18 protein-coding genes are annotated in these 15,804 nt (G+C 63.1%); 14 read left to right on the forward strand and 4 right to left on the reverse strand.

Annotated elements, in window-relative coordinates; all coding sequences use genetic code 11:
• Positions 1-4: 4 nt before the first annotated feature.
• The 5 genes from ctaD (at position 5) to EBS11_RS05515 (ending at position 3,473) form a co-directional block, all read left to right on the forward strand.
• Entirely contained in the window at positions 5-1,603 is a 1,599-nt protein-coding gene (gene ctaD / locus EBS11_RS05495; RefSeq protein ID WP_290601135.1) for a cytochrome c oxidase subunit I, read from the forward strand.
• Between the two features lie 51 nt (positions 1,604-1,654).
• On the forward strand, positions 1,655-1,762 hold the full coding sequence (locus tag EBS11_RS05500) for a cytochrome oxidase small assembly protein (RefSeq protein WP_217635101.1): 108 nt from the start codon (positions 1,655-1,657) through the stop codon (positions 1,760-1,762).
• On the forward strand, positions 1,759-2,331 hold the full coding sequence (locus tag EBS11_RS05505; RefSeq protein WP_290601137.1) for a cytochrome c oxidase assembly protein: 573 nt from the start codon (positions 1,759-1,761) through the stop codon (positions 2,329-2,331). The genes EBS11_RS05500 and EBS11_RS05505 overlap by 4 nt, the downstream gene beginning before the upstream one ends.
• A gap of 9 nt (positions 2,332-2,340) precedes the next feature.
• A complete protein-coding gene (locus EBS11_RS05510) occupies positions 2,341-2,547 on the forward strand; it encodes a DUF2970 domain-containing protein (protein ID WP_290601138.1) in 207 nt (68 codons plus the stop codon).
• A gap of 65 nt (positions 2,548-2,612) precedes the next feature.
• Positions 2,613-3,473 (forward strand): cytochrome c oxidase subunit 3, encoded by an 861-nt coding sequence (locus tag EBS11_RS05515; RefSeq protein ID WP_290601139.1) that lies wholly within the window; start codon positions 2,613-2,615, stop codon positions 3,471-3,473.
• 122 nt (positions 3,474-3,595) lie between these two features.
• Here the strand turns inward: EBS11_RS05515 and EBS11_RS05520 are convergent, their stop codons facing one another.
• Complete coding sequence (locus EBS11_RS05520; protein WP_046683386.1) at positions 3,596-3,796, reverse strand: twin transmembrane helix small protein; 201 nt, start codon at positions 3,794-3,796, stop codon at positions 3,596-3,598.
• Between the two features lie 36 nt (positions 3,797-3,832).
• Here EBS11_RS05520 and EBS11_RS05525 point away from each other — a divergent pair, with 36 nt between their 5' ends.
• Genes EBS11_RS05525 through EBS11_RS05550 form a run of 6 tightly spaced genes read left to right on the forward strand, consistent with a single transcriptional unit; the run spans position 3,833 to position 8,990 of the window.
• On the forward strand, positions 3,833-4,579 hold the full coding sequence (locus tag EBS11_RS05525) for an SURF1 family protein (protein WP_290601146.1): 747 nt from the start codon (positions 3,833-3,835) through the stop codon (positions 4,577-4,579).
• 4 nt (positions 4,580-4,583) lie between these two features.
• Entirely contained in the window at positions 4,584-5,189 is a 606-nt protein-coding gene (locus EBS11_RS05530) for a cytochrome C oxidase subunit I (protein WP_290601148.1), read from the forward strand.
• A gap of 18 nt (positions 5,190-5,207) precedes the next feature.
• Positions 5,208-6,377 (forward strand): COX15/CtaA family protein, encoded by a 1,170-nt coding sequence (locus EBS11_RS05535; RefSeq protein ID WP_290601271.1) that lies wholly within the window; start codon positions 5,208-5,210, stop codon positions 6,375-6,377.
• The gene (gene cyoE / locus EBS11_RS05540; protein WP_290601150.1) at positions 6,378-7,277 is read left to right on the forward strand and encodes a heme o synthase; all 900 of its coding nucleotides are present in this window, start codon (positions 6,378-6,380) and stop codon (positions 7,275-7,277) included. It abuts the gene before it with no gap.
• A complete protein-coding gene (locus tag EBS11_RS05545) occupies positions 7,274-7,867 on the forward strand; it encodes an SCO family protein (protein WP_290601152.1) in 594 nt (197 codons plus the stop codon). Before cyoE ends, EBS11_RS05545 begins: the two co-directional genes overlap by 4 nt.
• Positions 7,868-7,910: 43 nt before the next feature.
• Positions 7,911-8,990: an AI-2E family transporter gene (locus tag EBS11_RS05550; RefSeq protein WP_290601153.1), complete on the forward strand. Its 1,080-nt coding sequence runs from the start codon at positions 7,911-7,913 to the stop codon at positions 8,988-8,990.
• On the opposite strand, the gene EBS11_RS05555 is transcribed toward EBS11_RS05550, so the two are convergent.
• A complete protein-coding gene (locus EBS11_RS05555) occupies positions 8,987-10,327 on the reverse strand; it encodes a hemolysin family protein (RefSeq protein WP_290601155.1) in 1,341 nt (446 codons plus the stop codon). The genes EBS11_RS05550 and EBS11_RS05555 overlap by 4 nt on opposite strands.
• Positions 10,328-10,390: 63 nt before the next feature.
• Positions 10,391-11,770, reverse strand: coding sequence for an MFS transporter (locus tag EBS11_RS05560; RefSeq protein WP_290601156.1), 1,380 nt, complete (start codon positions 11,768-11,770; stop codon positions 10,391-10,393).
• Between the two features lie 183 nt (positions 11,771-11,953).
• Between EBS11_RS05560 and EBS11_RS05565 the strand changes: the two genes are divergently transcribed.
• Positions 11,954-12,973 (forward strand): serine hydrolase domain-containing protein, encoded by a 1,020-nt coding sequence (locus EBS11_RS05565; RefSeq protein ID WP_290601157.1) that lies wholly within the window; start codon positions 11,954-11,956, stop codon positions 12,971-12,973.
• A gap of 11 nt (positions 12,974-12,984) precedes the next feature.
• On the opposite strand, the gene nhaR is transcribed toward EBS11_RS05565, so the two are convergent.
• On the reverse strand, positions 12,985-13,887 hold the full coding sequence (gene nhaR, locus EBS11_RS05570) for a transcriptional activator NhaR (RefSeq protein ID WP_290601159.1): 903 nt from the start codon (positions 13,885-13,887) through the stop codon (positions 12,985-12,987).
• A gap of 115 nt (positions 13,888-14,002) precedes the next feature.
• Between nhaR and EBS11_RS05575 the strand changes: the two genes are divergently transcribed.
• Positions 14,003-15,085 (forward strand): DUF475 domain-containing protein, encoded by a 1,083-nt coding sequence (locus EBS11_RS05575; RefSeq protein ID WP_290601161.1) that lies wholly within the window; start codon positions 14,003-14,005, stop codon positions 15,083-15,085.
• 143 nt (positions 15,086-15,228) lie between these two features.
• The gene (locus EBS11_RS05580) at positions 15,229-15,804 is read left to right on the forward strand and encodes a TerD family protein (protein WP_290601163.1); all 576 of its coding nucleotides are present in this window, start codon (positions 15,229-15,231) and stop codon (positions 15,802-15,804) included.

Raw genomic sequence — 15,804 nt, forward strand, 5'->3', positions numbered from 1 at the left:
GTACATGAGCACTAGCACTAGCACCTTGGACCACGCCGGTCACGACCACGACCACGCCCACGACCACCCGACAGGCCTGCGCCGCTGGCTGTTTGCCACCAACCACAAGGATATCGGCACCCTGTACCTGTGGTTCTCGTTCATCATGCTGCTGTCGGGCGGCGTGCTGGCCCTGATGATACGCACGGAACTGTTCCATCCAGGCCTGCAATTCTTCCACCCAGAATTTTTTAATCAACTGACCACCATGCACGGCCTGGTGATGGTGTTCGGCGCCATCATGCCGGCCTTCGTCGGCTACGCCAACTGGATGATCCCGCTGCAGGTGGGCGCCTCCGACATGGCGTTTGCGCGCATGAACAACTTCTCGTTCTGGCTGCTGCCGCCGGCCGCCATCCTGCTGGCCACGTCCTTCCTCGTGCCCGGTGGCGCCACGGCCGCCGGCTGGACCCTGTACGCGCCGCTGTCGACGCAGATGGGCCCCGGCATGGACATGGCGATCTTCGCCATGCACCTGATGGGCGCCTCGTCCATCATGGGCTCGATCAACATCATCGTCACCATCCTCAACATGCGCGCGCCCGGCATGACCCTGATGAAAATGCCGATGTTCTGCTGGACCTGGCTCATTACCGCGTATCTGTTGATCGCCGTCATGCCCGTGCTGGCTGGCGCCATTACCATGACCCTGACGGACCGCCATTTCGGCACATCCTTCTTCAATGCGGCGGGCGGCGGCGACCCCGTCATGTACCAGCACATCTTCTGGTTCTTCGGCCACCCCGAGGTCTACATCATGATCTTGCCGGCCTTCGGCATCGTCTCGCAGATCCTGCCCGCCTTTGCCCGCAAGCCCCTGTTCGGCTATGCGTCGATGGTGTATGCCACGGCGTCCATCGCCATCCTGTCCTTCATCGTCTGGGCGCACCACATGTTTACCACCGGCATGCCGGTGACGAGCCAGCTGTTCTTCATGTACGCCACCATGCTGATCGCCGTGCCGACGGGCGTGAAAGTGTTCAACTGGATCGCCACCATGTGGAAGGGCTCCATGACGTTCGAGACGCCGATGCTGTTCTCGGTGGGCTTCATCTTCGTCTTCACCATGGGCGGCTTCACGGGCCTGATCCTGGCCGTCACGCCGATCGACATCCAGCTGCAGGACACCTATTACGTGGTGGCGCACTTCCACTACGTGCTGGTGGCCGGTTCCCTGTTCGCCCTGTTCGCCGGCTTCTACTACTGGTCGCCGAAATGGACGGGCCATATGTACAACGAGACGCGCGGCAAGATCCACTTCTGGCTGTCGCTGATCACTTTCAACGTGACCTTCTTCCCCATGCACTTCCTGGGCCTGGCCGGCATGCCGCGCCGCTACGCCGACTATCCGGCGCAGTTCACGGACTTCAACATGATCGCTTCCATCGGCGCCTTCGGTTTCGGCCTGATGCAGGTGTACTTCCTGTTCTTCGTTGTCTTGCCGACCATCCGCGGCGGCAAGGCGGCCCCGGCGAAACCCTGGGAAGGCGCGGAAGGCCTGGAATGGACCGTGCCGAGCCCGGCCCCGTTCCACACGTTTGAAACGCCGCCGACCGTGAAATGAGGTATCCCGGGCCGGCGTGTGCGCCGGCCCGTCTTGAATAGAGTGCCTGCCATGACCGAACGTAAGAAACCGAACAACCTGCGTACCGGGCTGATACTGGCCGCCCTGGCGGCCTTCTTCTTCCTGTCCGTGTTCGCCAAGCGGCTGTGGCTGTCGTGACGACGCCCCACCAACAGGAAACACGCGGCCTGAACCGCAAGATGCTGGGCAAGTTGCTCGTCATTGCCGTGCTGATGTTCGGCTTTGGCTACGCCCTGATTCCCGTCTACAAGCAGATTTGCGAAGTGATGGGCATCAATGTGCTGACGCAGAAGGATGGCACGGTGGCCTACGACAACAATACCCAGGTCGACACGACGCGCAGCATCACCGTCGAATTCGACGGCAATGCGCAGGGGCCGTGGCGCTTCCGTCCGGTTGTTTCCAGCATGCAAGTGCATCCGGGCGAACTGGTCACCGTCATGTACGAAGTGGTCAACACGCAAAACCGCGTAGTGAACGCGCAAGCCATTCCCAGCTACGCACCGCAGAGTGCGACGCCGCATTTCAAGAAGGTCGAGTGCTTCTGCTTCAAGCAGCAGACCTTGAAGGCGCACGAGGCGCGGCAGATGCCGGTGGTGTTCTTCCTCGATCCGGCCCTGCCGAAAGAGGTGAAGACCATCACCTTGTCGTACACGTTTTTCGAGATTGCCGGTCTGAGCCAGGCTCAAACCCCGGCCGTCCAATAGGAGGGCACCATGGGCGAATCCAAACCAGTTGAAAAAGCGTCGTTCCTGTATTCGCTGCGGGCCGTCGTGTGGTCGTTTACGGGCTTGCGCCGCAAGAGCGATTTCGATACGGATTCGGCCAAGCTCAATCCCGTGCACATCGTCATCGCCGGCTTGCTGGTGGTCGCGTGCCTGATCGGCATCCTGTTGTCCCTGGTCAAATTCGCTGTCTCATGAGTTTTTGCTGCATCGATATCTATAACGTATAAAAACCACCCTACAAGTTTTTTGAGGAGATGATGATGAGTTCCAACCACGCCGCCGCACCCTATTACTTTGTGCCGGGGCCGTCGCGCTGGCCCCTGCTGGGCGGCGCCAGCCTGCTGCTGACCATGGTCGGCGCATCCGCCTGGGTCAACGACGTCTCCTGGGGACCGTACGCGAACTTCATCGGCATCGCCGGCATCCTGCTGGTGCTGTACTTCTGGTTCGGCGACGCCATCGGCGAGTCGGAACAGGGCCTGTACAGCGAGCGCATCGACCACTCCTTCCGCTGGAGCATGAGCTGGTTCATCTTCTCGGAAGTCATGTTCTTCGCCGCCTTCTTCGGCGCCCTGTTCTATGCGCGCAGCATCTCGATGCCGTGGCTGGCCGACCTCGACCACAAGGTCATCTGGCCCGATTTCGCCGCCCACTGGGGCAATACGGGCCCGGCCGGCACGGTGCAGGAATTCACCACCATGACGCCGTTCTGGATTCCGACCATCAATACGGCCCTGCTGCTGATGTCCGGCGTGACCCTGACGATTTCCCACCACGCGCTGCGCGCCGGCCACCGCGGCATGACGGCCCTGTTCCTGTTCGCCACCATCGCGCTGGGCGCCGTCTTCATGGGCTTCCAGGTCTACGAATACGTGCACGCCTACAGCGAACTGAACCTGAAATTGACGTCCGGCATCTACGGCGCCACCTTCTTCATGCTGACGGGCTTCCACGGTTTCCACGTGACTCTGGGCGCCATCATGCTGTCCGTCATCCTGTACCGCGTCCTGAAAGGCCACTTCACGCCCGAGCACCACTTCGGCTTCGAAGGCGCCGCCTGGTACTGGCACTTTGTCGACGTCGTCTGGCTGGGCCTGTACGTGGTCGTGTATTGGTTATAATGACGGGGCAGGGCGCGCGTGCTTGACACGGGCGCCGGCACCATAAAAAAAGCCGTACCGGGAGATCCTGGGTACGGCTTTTTTCTTAGTGTGAAGAATTTGCCAATCAGGCAAGAAGAAGCTTAATGTATGCCCGTCGGCTGGATGTAACCGAGATGATGCGCCAGCAGGATCAGCAGGAACAGGGTGATCGACAGCCCCACGCGCAGGGCCAGCGCCTGCACGGTGCGGTTGCTCTTGCCCTTGTCGCGCATCAGGAAAAACAGGGCCGAGCCCAGGCTGCCCAGGATCAGGATGAAGGCGATGGCAACGAGGATTTTCATGGATGGTAGCGCCAAGCTTGAGGAGGTTTCATTGTAATGCGTATCCGCTTCCATTTTAGATGGATTCCGTTTGTTGTAATGCTGCTACTGGTGGCGCTGGGGGTTTCTTTGGCGCAATGGCAGCAGCGCCGCGGCGATGAAAAGGTCGCCCGCGCCGCCCGGCTGGCGGCGGGCAACGCGGCCGCGCCCCTGGCCTTGACGGCAGCGCCCCTGCTGCCGGCCGATGCGCAAGCCATCGAATACCGCCGCGTCACCGTCACGGGCCATTTCGTGCCCGCCTGGACCGTGTACCTGGACAACCGCCCTTACCAGGGCCAGGCGGGTTTCCACGTGCTCACGCCGTTCCAGATCGACGGCTCGCCCATGCACGTGCTGGTGGCGCAGGGCTGGCTGCCGCGCAACAATGCCGAGCGCACGCGCATCCCCGACTACGCCACGCCGGCCGGCACCGTCACCATCACCGGCATCGCGCGCCTGAACGCGGGTCACGTGATGGAACTGGGCACGGCGCCGCCCCTGGCGCCGCACGCCATCGTGCAAAATGCCGATATCGTCCAGCTGGCCACGGCCAGCGGCCTGGCCCTGCAACCCCTGCTCATCGAACAAACAGTTGATCCCGCAGCGGCGCCAGCGTCCGGCCAGCTTCCCGTGCGCGACTGGCCGGCGCCCGACCTGGGGGCCGACAAGCACCGCGGCTATGCATTCCAGTGGTATGCACTGGCACTGATGGCTTTTTTATTTTTTGTCTTTACAGGATTTCGACGTGCAAACAAACAACCCTGAAGCAATGCAAGACAGCACCGGCAAACAGACGCAGAACAGCGGACGCTGGAAACTGCTGGCCGTGGTGGCCGTGTGCGCCTTTCCCATCATCGCCTCGTATTTCACGTATTACATCATCAAGCCCACGGGCCGCAACAATTACGGCGCCCTGATCGACCCCCGCTTGCACCCGATCCCCGAGGCGCAGCTGCACGTGACGGAACTGGACGGCAAGGCGTCGCCGCTGGCGCAATTCAAAGGCAAGTGGATCATGCTGCAGACGGGGCCGTCCGACTGTCAGGAAGCGTGCAAGAAAAGCCTGTTTGAAATGCAACAATTGCGCTTGATGCAGGGCAAGGAACGCGAACGCATCGAGCGCGTCTGGCTGGTGACGGACGCGCAGCCGCTCGACACCCTGGTGATGCGCGAATTCGACGGCACCAGCATGCTGCGCGTCAACGCCGACGCTCTGAAGGCGTGGCTGCCCGTGGAGCCGGGCGGCAAGGCCGACGAGCACCTGTACCTGATCGATCCGCTGGGCAACCTGATGATGCGCTTCCCGAAAGACGCGGACCCGAGCAAGGTCAAGAAAGACATCGCCAAGCTGCTCAAAGCTTCGGCCATCGGTTAAGGGGGACGCATGCCGACGATGCACCTTTCCGCGCTGGCCCAGCTGGGCTTGACGGGCTTGCTGGTGGCGCTGCTGCCCTTGACCATGGTCTGGGTGTCCGCAGACGCCAATAAATACCGCAAGCTCGTGTGGATCGCCGTCTTTTTGACGGTGGACCTGATCATGTTCGGCGGCTTCACGCGCCTGTCCGATTCCGGCCTGGGCTGCCCTGACTGGCCCGGTTGTTATGGTTCTGCCAATCCTTTCCTTGCGCACGAGCACATCGTGGCGGCCGAGACCCTGATGCCGACGGGCCCCGTCACGGTGGTGAAGGCGTGGATCGAGATGACGCACCGCTACCTGGCCATGGCCATCGGCGTCCTGATCGTGGCGATGATGGTGCAGGCGTGGCGCCAGTGGCGCAAACATCGCCGCGAGGAGTTTGCTCCCGCGCTGCCGACGGCGCTGTTCCTGTTCGTCTGCCTGCAGGGCGCGTTCGGCGCCTGGACCGTCACCCTGAAGCTGCAGCCGGTGATCGTCACCATCCACTTGCTGCTGGGCATGGGCTTGCTGGCCATGCTGACGTGGCTGGGCGGGCGCCAGGATAACGCCGTCTCTCCCCTGCGACGCGCCGATGCGGCCGCGTCCGTCCTGCGCCCCGTGCGCGCGCTGGCCGTCATGTCGCTCGTGCTCCTGACCGTGCAGATCGCGCTGGGCGGCTGGGTGAGCACCAACTACGCCACCCTGGCCTGCACGGATTTCCCCTTGTGCGGCGGCAAGGTGATTCCGGAGATGGACTTCGAGCATGGTTTCCATTTGTGGCGCGAACTGGGCAAGACGGCCGCCGGCCATTACCTGCCGTTTTCCGCGCTGACGGCCATCCACTGGGTGCACCGCAACTTCGCCTTCGTCGTGCTGGCCGGCGTCGGCTACACGGTGTGGCGCGCCTGGCGCCTGCCGTCCCTGCGCGGCACGGCGCGGGCGATTGCCGTGGTGCTGGCCCTGCAGGCGGCCACGGGCCTGGCGACGATCTACCTGAGCTGGCCATTGTCGATTGCCGTGCTGCATAACGGCGGGGCGGCGCTGCTCGTGTTGTTGCTGACCATGTTAAACTACAAGGCTAAATTCCAGCTCGATGTTGCGCGGACCTCCGCTTCCGCCTCCGCGACAGTGCCCCCGGCACCAGCCAGCTCTTCCCGTACCGCATAAATGACTACTCAGACCATCAGCCGTAAACCATCCCCCCGCATCGCCCAGTACTGGGCGCTGACCAAGCCCCGCGTGACGCAGCTGGCCGTGTTTTGTGCCGTCATCGGCATGTTCCTGGCCAGCGAGGAGTTGCCGGACTGGCATGCGGTGGTGTTCGGCACCGTCGGCATCTGGCTGCTGGCCGGCGCCGCCTTCGCCGTCAACTGCCTGGCCGAGCGCGAAATCGATGCGCGCATGGCCCGCACGGCGCGCCGCCCGATGGCCATGGGCGACATCACCGTCAAGCAGACGGTGGTGTTCGCGCTGGTGATCGGCGGCCTGGGCATGGCGATCCTGTACCACCTCGTCAATCCGCTGACCATGTGGCTGACCTTTGTCACCTTCGTCGGCTATGCCCTGATCTACACCATGGTGCTGAAACCGGCCACGCCGCAAAACATCGTCATCGGCGGCCTGTCCGGCGCCATGCCGCCCGCGCTGGGCTGGGCCGCCGTCGCCAACGACGTGCCCATGCAGGCGTGGCTGCTGGTCCTGATCATTTTCGTCTGGACGCCGCCCCATTTCTGGGCCCTGGCCATGTACCGCCGCGACGACTACGCGCGCTCGGGCCTGCCCATGCTGCCCGTCACGCACGGCTTGAAATTCACGCAATTCCATGTGTGGCTGTACTCGATCGCGCTGGCCGCCACCACCTTGCTGCCGTACGCCGTGCGCATGAGCGGCCTGATCTACCTGGTCTCGGCCGTCGTGCTCAACGCCGGTTTCCTGTATTACGCGTGGAAGATGTACCGCCACTACACGGACTTGATCGCGCGCAAGGCATTTACGTTTTCCATCATTTACCTGGCCCTGCTGTTCGCGGCACTGCTGGTCGACCACTACATTCCCCTCGGATCATGAAAAAAACCCTGACCCTGTTGCTGGCGGCCGCGCTGGTCGCCGTCCTGGCCGGCTGCGGCAAGCCTGCCGCGCCCAAGCTGGAATTCAAGAACACGGACGTGACGGGCCTGGGCTACGCGCGCGAGTTCGCCCTGACGGACCATACGGGCCATCCGCGCACCCTGGCCGACTACAAGGGCAAACTGGTGCTGATGTTCTTCGGCTACACGCAATGCCCGGACGTGTGTCCCACCACCATGGCCGACATGGCCCAGGTGATGCAGGAAATGGGACCGCAGGCGGACCAGGTGCAGGTGCTGTTCGTCACCGTCGACCCCGAGCGCGACACGCCGGAGCTGCTGGCGCAATACGTGCCGGCCTTCGACAAGCGCTTCGTGGGCCTGTATGGCAGCCTGGAACAGACGGCCAAGGTGGCCAAGGAATTCAAGGTGTATTACGCCAAGGTCGAGGGCGAGACGGACAGCAGCTACACGGTGGACCACACGGCCGGCACCTATGTGTTCGACCGCGACGGCAAGATCCGCCTGTTCGTGCGCCACGGCGAAAAACCGGCCACCATCGCGCACGATCTTAAACTTCTGCTATCCTGACCCGGTCGCGCCCCCGGGGCGCCATCTTCAGGATCAGCGGTACATGGAAAAACGTTTCGAGCCTTACGCCCGCCTGGCGGCCATCATCTTCCTGCTGATCGGCTGCTTCTTCGTCCTGCGGCCTTTCCTTGCCGCCATGCTGTTTGCCGCCTGCGTGGGCATTTCCAGCTGGCCCCTGTACCTCCTCCTGCTCGAACGCCTGAAGGGCCGCCGCAACTGGGCGGCCGCCATCATGACCCTGTCCCTGATCCTGGTCATCGTCCTGCCCCTGGCCCTCGTCACCTACAACCTGGCCGACAATGTGTCGCGCATCTACGAGCAGATCCGCGCCGCGCTGGAAGCGGGCGGCCTGCATCCGCCCGCCTGGCTGGCCAGCATTCCCGTCGTGGGCGAAACCATCGATGGCTACGTGCGGCGATTGCTGGACGACCGCGAGGAGTTATTGAATTTAGGCAAGACGATGCTGGAGCCGGCGCGCCATTTCCTCGCCTCGGGTGGCATCGTGCTGGGCACGGGCCTGGCGCAGACCAGCCTGGCCGTGTTCGTCAGCTTCTTCCTCTACCGAGACGGCCAGCAGCTGAGTCGCGTGCTGATGACGGGCGCCGGGCGCATCATCGGCGACAGCGCGCCGGGCGTGGCCCTGACCGTCAGCCGCACCGTGCGTGGCGTCATGTATGGCTTGCTGGGCACGGCGCTGGCGCAGGCGCTGGTGGCCGTGGTGGGCTTCCTGATCGCCGGCGTGCCGGCCGTGGCGCTGCTGGGCGTGGCCACCTTCCTCTTTTCGCTGATCCCCGTGGGCCCGCCCCTGATCTGGGGCGGCGCCGCCATCTGGCTGTTTTCCGACGGCCAGACGGGCTGGGGCATCTTCATGCTGGTGTGGGGCGCGCTGCTGATCAGCGGCGTGGATAACGTGGTCAAACCCATGCTGATCAGCCGCGGCAGCAGCCTGCCGTTTTTACTCGTGCTGCTGGGCGTGCTGGGCGGCGTGCTGGCCTTCGGCTTCGTCGGCATCTTCATCGGCCCGACCCTGCTGGCAGTGCTGTACAGCCTGCTGCAAACGTGGACGGTGGGCGAGACCACCGTGCCGCAGGGCAAAGATACAATTACCTTGAAAAAAGATTAATCGCGTAAATCGGCATCGAGGTCGCGTTCCTGTTTCGGGATCACCTTGATGAGCACGATGCGGGGCCCGTTCATCTTCTTGACGACGATGTCGAAGTCGACGAAGGTGATGCGCTGGCCCTGCTTGGGAATGTCGCCCAGCTTGACCATGATCAAGCCGCCCACCGATTCCACGTCGTCCAGCCCCAGTTCCTCGTTTTCGATATCGATGCCGAGGATGCGTTCGAGCGAGAAGATGGGCAGGCTGGCCTTGCCGATCAGGGTGCCGTCGCTCTGCTTGAGCCAGTCGTTTTCATTGCGGCGGAATTCATCGCGGATTTCGCCGACCATGGCGCCGAGCAGGTTATCCAGGGTGATGAACCCCAGCGGGCGCTTGCCTTTTTCGCCGATCAGGGCGAAGTGGGGCGCGCCGTCGCGGAAGCGGCGGAACAGTTCCAGCGCGGGTGTGCGGGCGGAAATGATGTCCACGGGACGTAAAAACGGCGTGAGCGAGGTGATGGGCTTGCCCGCCTGCTGGGCAAAGAACAGGTCCTTCAGGTGCACCACGCCCAGCACGTCGTCGCCGTTGGTGTCGAAATACGGGTAGCGGCTGAAACGGTTGCGCAGCACCGTGTCGAGGTTTTCTTCCAGGGTGCTGGACGCATGCAGGGCGATCACTTCATTGATCGGGCGCATCAGGTCCGACACCGTCATCTGTTCGAAATCAAGCGACTGGGCCAGGATGTTGCGCTCGTCGCGCGTGAATTTCTCGCCCGGCTGGCTGGTGCGCAGGATCAGTTTCAGTTCTTCGGACGAATAATGGGCATCGTGGCCGCCCTTGCCGGACAGGCCAGCCAGGCGCAGCACCCAGTTGGCGCTGGCGTTGAGCAGGTAGATGGCCGGGTACATGGTCCAGTAAAAGCCGTACAGGGGGATTGCGCTCCACAGGCCGACGGCTTCCGGGTTGCGGATGGCCATCGACTTGGGCGCCAGTTCGCCCACGACGATGTGCAGGAAGGAAATCACGCTGAAGGCGACGACGAAGGACACGCCGTGGATCAGCTCCTGCGAGGTGACGCCGATGGCGCCGAACAGCGGCTCCAGCAGTCCGGCGAAGGCCGGTTCGCCCACCCAGCCCAGGCCCAGCGACGCCAGGGTGATGCCCAGCTGGCAGGCGGACAGGTAGGCGTCCAGCTGGCCGTGCACCTTGGCCAGGATGCGGCCCCGCATGCCCTGTGTCTTGGCGATGGCGCGGATGCGCGTGCGCCGCAAGGTGACGATGCCAAACTCGGCGGCAACAAAAAAACCGTTCAGCGCGACCAGGAAGAGGGCGAGCAGGACTAGCAGGACATTGTGCATGGGGGCGCAAAAGATGGGCTGTAAAAACGTCATCTTAAACGACGAAGGGCGCCATAGCCTAATTTAGCCGCGCGCGCCGCCCGTGCAGGCGGGCGGGCGCGGCCGGGTTTTCCCGTTGGCGGCCGTTTGCGGCCCGCCGCGCATGGCAAAGACCATGGCGGCCGAGACCACCGCCGGGATGGCGACGACGAGGAAGATCGTGCTGTTGGGCCAGTTCAGGCGGATCAGCTCGCCGCCGAGCACGGGGCCGATGATGGAGCCGATGCGGCCCACGCCCAGGCTCCAGCCTATGCCCGTCGAGCGCAGGGTGGTGGGATAGTAGCTGGCCGCCAGGGCATTGACGGCCGGCTGGCCGCCCACCACGCAGAAGCCGGCGATGAAGATCGTGATGAAGAGGAAGGCCAGCGACACGTCCGGGCGGCCGATCAGGGCGATGGCCACGGCGGCCACGAGGAAGCAGGGCAGCAGGATGCGGCGGAAGCTGGAGCGGTCGATCAGCTGGCCCATGACGAGGGTGCCGATGGTGCCGCCCACTTGCAGGGCCGTGCCCGCCAGCACGGCGTTGGCCGTGGACAGGCCCGCTTCCTTGGCAATCGTCGGCAGCCAGTTCGACAGGAAATACAGGTTCAGCAAGTTCATGAAGTTGATGACCCACAACAAAATCGTCATCTTCGCGCGGCCGCCCGTAAACAATTGCAGCACGGGCGCGCCCTTGTGTTCCTTTTCATGTACGACGTATTGCGTCTCGGCCGTGATGTTCACGGTCGGGTCGATGCGCTTGAGCCATTGGGCGACTTTCTCCAGCTTGCGTTGCTTGAGCACCAGGAACTGCATGGATTCCGGCAGCAGGAAGAACATCAATACGCCGATGACGAGCGGCACCATGCCGCCCACGTAAAACACGGATTGCCAGCCGAAGGCGGGAATCAGTGCGGCGGACAACAAGCCGCCCAGCACGGCGCCCAGGGTAAAGCCGCAGGACACCAGCATCATCAGGGTGACTTTCTTGCGCAGGGGGCTGTATTCGCCCGCCAGCGCCATGGCGTTCGGCATCACGGCGCCCAGGCCCAGGCCCGTGATGAAGCGGATCAGCTGCAATTGTTCGATGCTCGTGGCCAGCGGCGTGACGAGCATGCACAGGGCGAAGAAGATGGTCGAGCCGATCAGCACGGGGCGGCGGCCGAACTTGTCGGCCGTGATGCTGAAGACGAGGGAGCCGACCAGCATGCCCAGCAGGCCCGCGCCAAAGACGGGGCCCAGGTTGGCCTTGCTCACATGCCAGTCAGCAATGATGGCGGGCGCCACATAGCCCATGGCCTGCACGTCGAAGCCATCCATGATGACGCACAGCCCGCACAGGATCAGCATGCCGATCTGGAAGGAGCCGATCCGGTTGTTATTGATGAGATCGGGAATATCGATCGTCTTGCCTGCCGTGGACATGGTGCCGCTCCTGTCTTTTTATGGTGGTCGCCCCCTGCCGGCAAGGGAGGGGGACGCGTTTGTCTCAGGCTTCATTACAATCGCTTTTGATTGATTATTCAAACGTTATTTTCGAATGGATTTATCGGATAAGCTAATGAATATGATATCAAAGTAATCTTGTCTACATGATAAGATCGCGCCATGAACAATCTTGTTGCCCATTTTCTTGCCCTGCAAGCCGGCATGCCGGCGCAGGGCCCCGGTTTCAGCGCGCTGATCCTGCGCGACGGCGTGACGCTGCTGGAACTGCATCACGGCCTGGCGTGCCTGGAGCTGGGCGTGCCCCTGACGGGGCAGTCGCGCTACTACCTGGCCTCGGAATCGAAGCAATTCACGGCCGCCTGCGTGCTGGACCTCGTGCGCCAGGGCGTGATCGGCCTCGACGATGACGTGGCGCCCCACCTGGCCGAAGTGCGGCAGTTCGGCGCCGCCATCACGGTGCGCCAGCTGCTCAACCACACGAGCGGCATTCCCGATTATTTTGACTACCTGGCGTGCCAGCTGGGTCGCCACGACAGCGATTATTTTGACAATGCGCTGCTGCTGCGCCTGATCGCCCGCATGGAAGACCTGACGGCGCCGCCCGGCAGCGCGCATGCCTACAGCAACTGCAATTACATCCTGCTGGCAAAACTGGTGGAAGTGCTGGCGGGCCAGCCGCTGGCGGCGCAGGCACGACAGCGCCTGTTCGCGCCGCTGGGCATGCATGCGACGGCTTTCGATACCGACCGGCAGACGATCCTGCCGCAGCGCGTGCGCAGCTACACGCCTGATCCCGCGCAGGCGGGCCGCTACCGCCAGCACCTGGGCAATGCGAACACGGTGGGCGACGGCGGCGTGTATGCCAGCCTGCACGACCTGGCCCTGTGGGAGCGCGACTGGCAGCGCCAGTACCGCGACCCGGACAGCCTGGTGCGCGCGCTGCTGGCGGAAACGCCGGGTCCCGATGGACACAGCTGGTCGTATCGCTTTGGCCTGGAGCAAATCGAGCATGGCGGACGCGCGGTGGTGTTCCATGACGGCGGACTGTGGGGCTTTCGCGCCTTGCTGCTGCGCTTGCCCGAGGCGGGCCTGTCCGTCATCCAGCTGGCCAACGTGGACAGCTGCGAGCCGGACCAGGCAGCCTGGCTGGCGGCCATCGCCGCCGACCTGGACGGCTGATCCGTGCAGGGTCAGTGCACGGCGCGGCCGGGCACGGCCGCCAGGATCACGTCCAGCGCCGGGTGCATGATCTTGCGTTCGTTCGAGATGACGTAGAACTGCTCGCGCAGGGACGAGGCGTCGCCCACCAGCACGGCGCCGAACTGCTCCTCGATGTCGGCCGCCAGGCTGGCCGAGGCGAAGAACAGGCCCAGGCCCTTGCGGCCGAAGGCGTTGAGCATGGCGTTGTCCTCGAATTCACCCACCACGTCAGGGCGCACGCCTTGCTGCACCATCCATTCGTCGATGCGTCCGCGCAGGGCGTTATTGCGCGCAGGCAGCAAAAATGGCGCGCCGCTGAGGCGATGGGGGAAATCGTCGCGGTAGCGCTCGGCCAGCGCGGGGATGGCGAACAGCTTCATGGCGCTTTCTCCCCATAGATGGCTGGACACGCGCAGGCTGGCGCCGGCCGGCACGGCGCGGTCGGTCAAGACCAGGTCCAGCTTGTGCAGGGCCAGGTCGGCCAGCAGGGACTCGAATTCATCTTCCAGGCAGACCAGTTTCACGGGCCGCTCCAGGCTGCGCGTGGCGTCGAGCATGCGGTAGGCCATCAGTTTCGGCAGGGAATCGGAAATGCCCACCGTCAGGCGCATCTTTTCCGCGTCGGCGTCGGCCAGCGCATCCTGCATCTGCTCGCCCAGCAGGAAGATCTGGTCCGCGTAGCCGAGCGCCAGGCGGCCCGCCTCCGTCGGCACCAGTCGCCGTCCCTGCGGCTGCAGCAGCGACTTGCCCAGTTCCTTTTCCAGCAGGGCCAGCTGGGTGCTGATGGTTTGCACGGCCAGGCCCAGGCGTTCGGCCGCGCGCGTCACGCCGCCTTCCTTGGCGACGACCCAAAAGAAGTACAAATGGCGGTAATTGAAACCCGTGGTTTTCATCGCGACGTCCAATCTTCTGTTTTTACGAAGTAATGCTTCCATTATCTTCTATTTTTAAATGTGTCACACGTGCCTATACTAGCCTCCATTGAATTTGGATAAAGGGGAACTATCGATGAAACATTTCAGAGTGTCATTTTTAGTGACATTTATCTGCCTGGGCATTTCCGCCTGGTGGGGTTACACGCACGGTGGCGTGCAGACGATGCTGGCGGCGCTCGGCATCGCGGTGATCCTGGGCGTGATGGAAGTGTCGCTGTCCTTCGACAACGCGGTGGTCAACGCCTCGGTGCTGAAGAACTGGGACAAGTTCTGGCAGGGTCTGTTCCTGGGCGTGGGCATCATCATTGCCGTTTTCGGCATGCGGCTGGTGTTTCCGCTGGTCATCGTGGCGCAAGCGGCGGACCTGGGACTGATGGAAGTGTGGAATCTGGCGCTGAGCAATCCGGAACAGTATTCGATGCACCTGACGAACCACCACGCGGAAGTGGCGGCCTTCGGCGGCATCTTCCTGCTGCTGGTGTTCCTGAACTTCCTGCTGGACTCGGAGAAGGAAACGCACTGGCTGGGCCGCATTGAAGAAAAGCTGGGCGCGCTGGGCAAGATCTCGTCGATTTCCGTGATGATCGCCCTGGGCACCCTGATGGCCAGCCTGAGCATGATCGCCGAAGGCCAGAAACTGGTGGTGCTGACGGCCGGCCTGTGGGGCATCCTGACCTACGTGGGCGTCGATGTGGTCAGCGGCTTGCTGGAAGGCGATAACGGCGACGGCAACGTGGGCGACATCGTCAAGCGCGGCGGCATTGGCGGCTTCCTGTACCTGGAAGTGCTCGACGCCTCGTTCAGCTTTGACGGCGTGATCGGCGCGTTTGCCATCACCAAGGATGTCGTGATCATCATGCTGGGCCTGGCCATCGGCGCGATGTTCGTGCGCTCGATGACGGTGTTCCTGGTGCGCAAGGGTACGCTGGACGAGTTCGTTTATCTGGAGCACGGCGCGCACTATGCGATCGGTATCCTGGCCGTGATCATGCTGGTCAGCATGAAGTACCACATTCCCGAGATCTTCACGGGTCTGATCGGCGTGGCCTTCATTCTCGCCTCGCTGTGGTCGTCGATCCGCTACAAGCGCAGGATGGCTTTGCTGGAAGGCGAGGAAGATAAACAGCCGGCGCTGGAAGCGGCAGCGAAGGCATAAGGAATGCGCGGCAAACGACTGCACCCGTTTGCCGGCTAGTTGTAGCAAGCGTCGCCGCCGGCCTGGGGAGTCAGGCCGGTGGAGGGCGCCAGGTGTCAGTACTACATACGCTGAACTTTTATTTCACATAGGAGAAATACATCATGGCAATCAGTCTGCAAAAAGGCGGCAACGTCAACCTGAGCAAGGAAGCTCCCGGCATCTCGAAGATGATCATCGGCCTGGGCTGGGATGCCCGCGCCACCGATGGCGCCGCATTCGACATCGACGGCTCCGTCTTCCTGCTGAAGGCCGACGGCAAGGTACGCGCCGACGTCGACATGATTTTCTACAACAACCTGAAGTCGAGCGACGGTTCCGTCACCCACTCGGGCGACAACACCACGGGCGCAGGCGATGGCGACGATGAAACCGTCGTCGTCGACCTGGCCAAGGTGCCGGCCGACATCGACAAGATCGCCGTCTGCGTGACGATCCACGACGCCGAAGCGCGCAAGCAGAACTTTGGCATGGTATCGAAGGCGTATGTGCGCTGCGTCAATGCCAACGGCAACACGGAAATCGCCCGCTTCGACCTGTCGGAAGACGGTTCGGCGGAAACGGCCATGGTCTTCGGCGAAATCTACCGCAACGGCGGCGATTGGAAATTCAAGGCCATCGGCCAGGGCTATAAAGGCGGTTTAGGCCCACTCGCTGCCTCGTTCGGCGTCGGCGTCTAA

It is taken from the genome of Janthinobacterium sp. (genome assembly GCF_009923995.1).
Classification (GTDB): domain Bacteria; phylum Pseudomonadota; class Gammaproteobacteria; order Burkholderiales; family Burkholderiaceae_D; genus Janthinobacterium.

Coding starts and splice junctions, on each gene's coding strand:
- ctaD (WP_290601135.1), top strand. CDS start 5: ATGAGCACTAGCACTAGCACCTTGGACCACGCCGGTCACGACCACGAC.
- EBS11_RS05500 (WP_217635101.1), top strand. CDS start 1,655: ATGACCGAACGTAAGAAACCGAACAACCTGCGTACCGGGCTGATACTG.
- EBS11_RS05510 (WP_290601138.1), top strand. CDS start 2,341: ATGGGCGAATCCAAACCAGTTGAAAAAGCGTCGTTCCTGTATTCGCTG.
- EBS11_RS05515 (WP_290601139.1), top strand. CDS start 2,613: ATGAGTTCCAACCACGCCGCCGCACCCTATTACTTTGTGCCGGGGCCG.
- EBS11_RS05520 (WP_046683386.1), bottom strand. CDS start 3,796: ATGAAAATCCTCGTTGCCATCGCCTTCATCCTGATCCTGGGCAGCCTG.
- EBS11_RS05525 (WP_290601146.1), top strand. CDS start 3,833: ATGCGTATCCGCTTCCATTTTAGATGGATTCCGTTTGTTGTAATGCTG.
- EBS11_RS05530 (WP_290601148.1), top strand. CDS start 4,584: ATGCAAGACAGCACCGGCAAACAGACGCAGAACAGCGGACGCTGGAAA.
- EBS11_RS05535 (WP_290601271.1), top strand. CDS start 5,208: ATGCACCTTTCCGCGCTGGCCCAGCTGGGCTTGACGGGCTTGCTGGTG.
- cyoE (WP_290601150.1), top strand. CDS start 6,378: ATGACTACTCAGACCATCAGCCGTAAACCATCCCCCCGCATCGCCCAG.
- EBS11_RS05545 (WP_290601152.1), top strand. CDS start 7,274: ATGAAAAAAACCCTGACCCTGTTGCTGGCGGCCGCGCTGGTCGCCGTC.
- EBS11_RS05550 (WP_290601153.1), top strand. CDS start 7,911: ATGGAAAAACGTTTCGAGCCTTACGCCCGCCTGGCGGCCATCATCTTC.
- EBS11_RS05555 (WP_290601155.1), bottom strand. CDS start 10,327: ATGCACAATGTCCTGCTAGTCCTGCTCGCCCTCTTCCTGGTCGCGCTG.
- EBS11_RS05560 (WP_290601156.1), bottom strand. CDS start 11,770: ATGTCCACGGCAGGCAAGACGATCGATATTCCCGATCTCATCAATAAC.
- EBS11_RS05565 (WP_290601157.1), top strand. CDS start 11,954: ATGAACAATCTTGTTGCCCATTTTCTTGCCCTGCAAGCCGGCATGCCG.
- nhaR (WP_290601159.1), bottom strand. CDS start 13,887: ATGAAAACCACGGGTTTCAATTACCGCCATTTGTACTTCTTTTGGGTC.
- EBS11_RS05575 (WP_290601161.1), top strand. CDS start 14,003: ATGAAACATTTCAGAGTGTCATTTTTAGTGACATTTATCTGCCTGGGC.
- EBS11_RS05580 (WP_290601163.1), top strand. CDS start 15,229: ATGGCAATCAGTCTGCAAAAAGGCGGCAACGTCAACCTGAGCAAGGAA.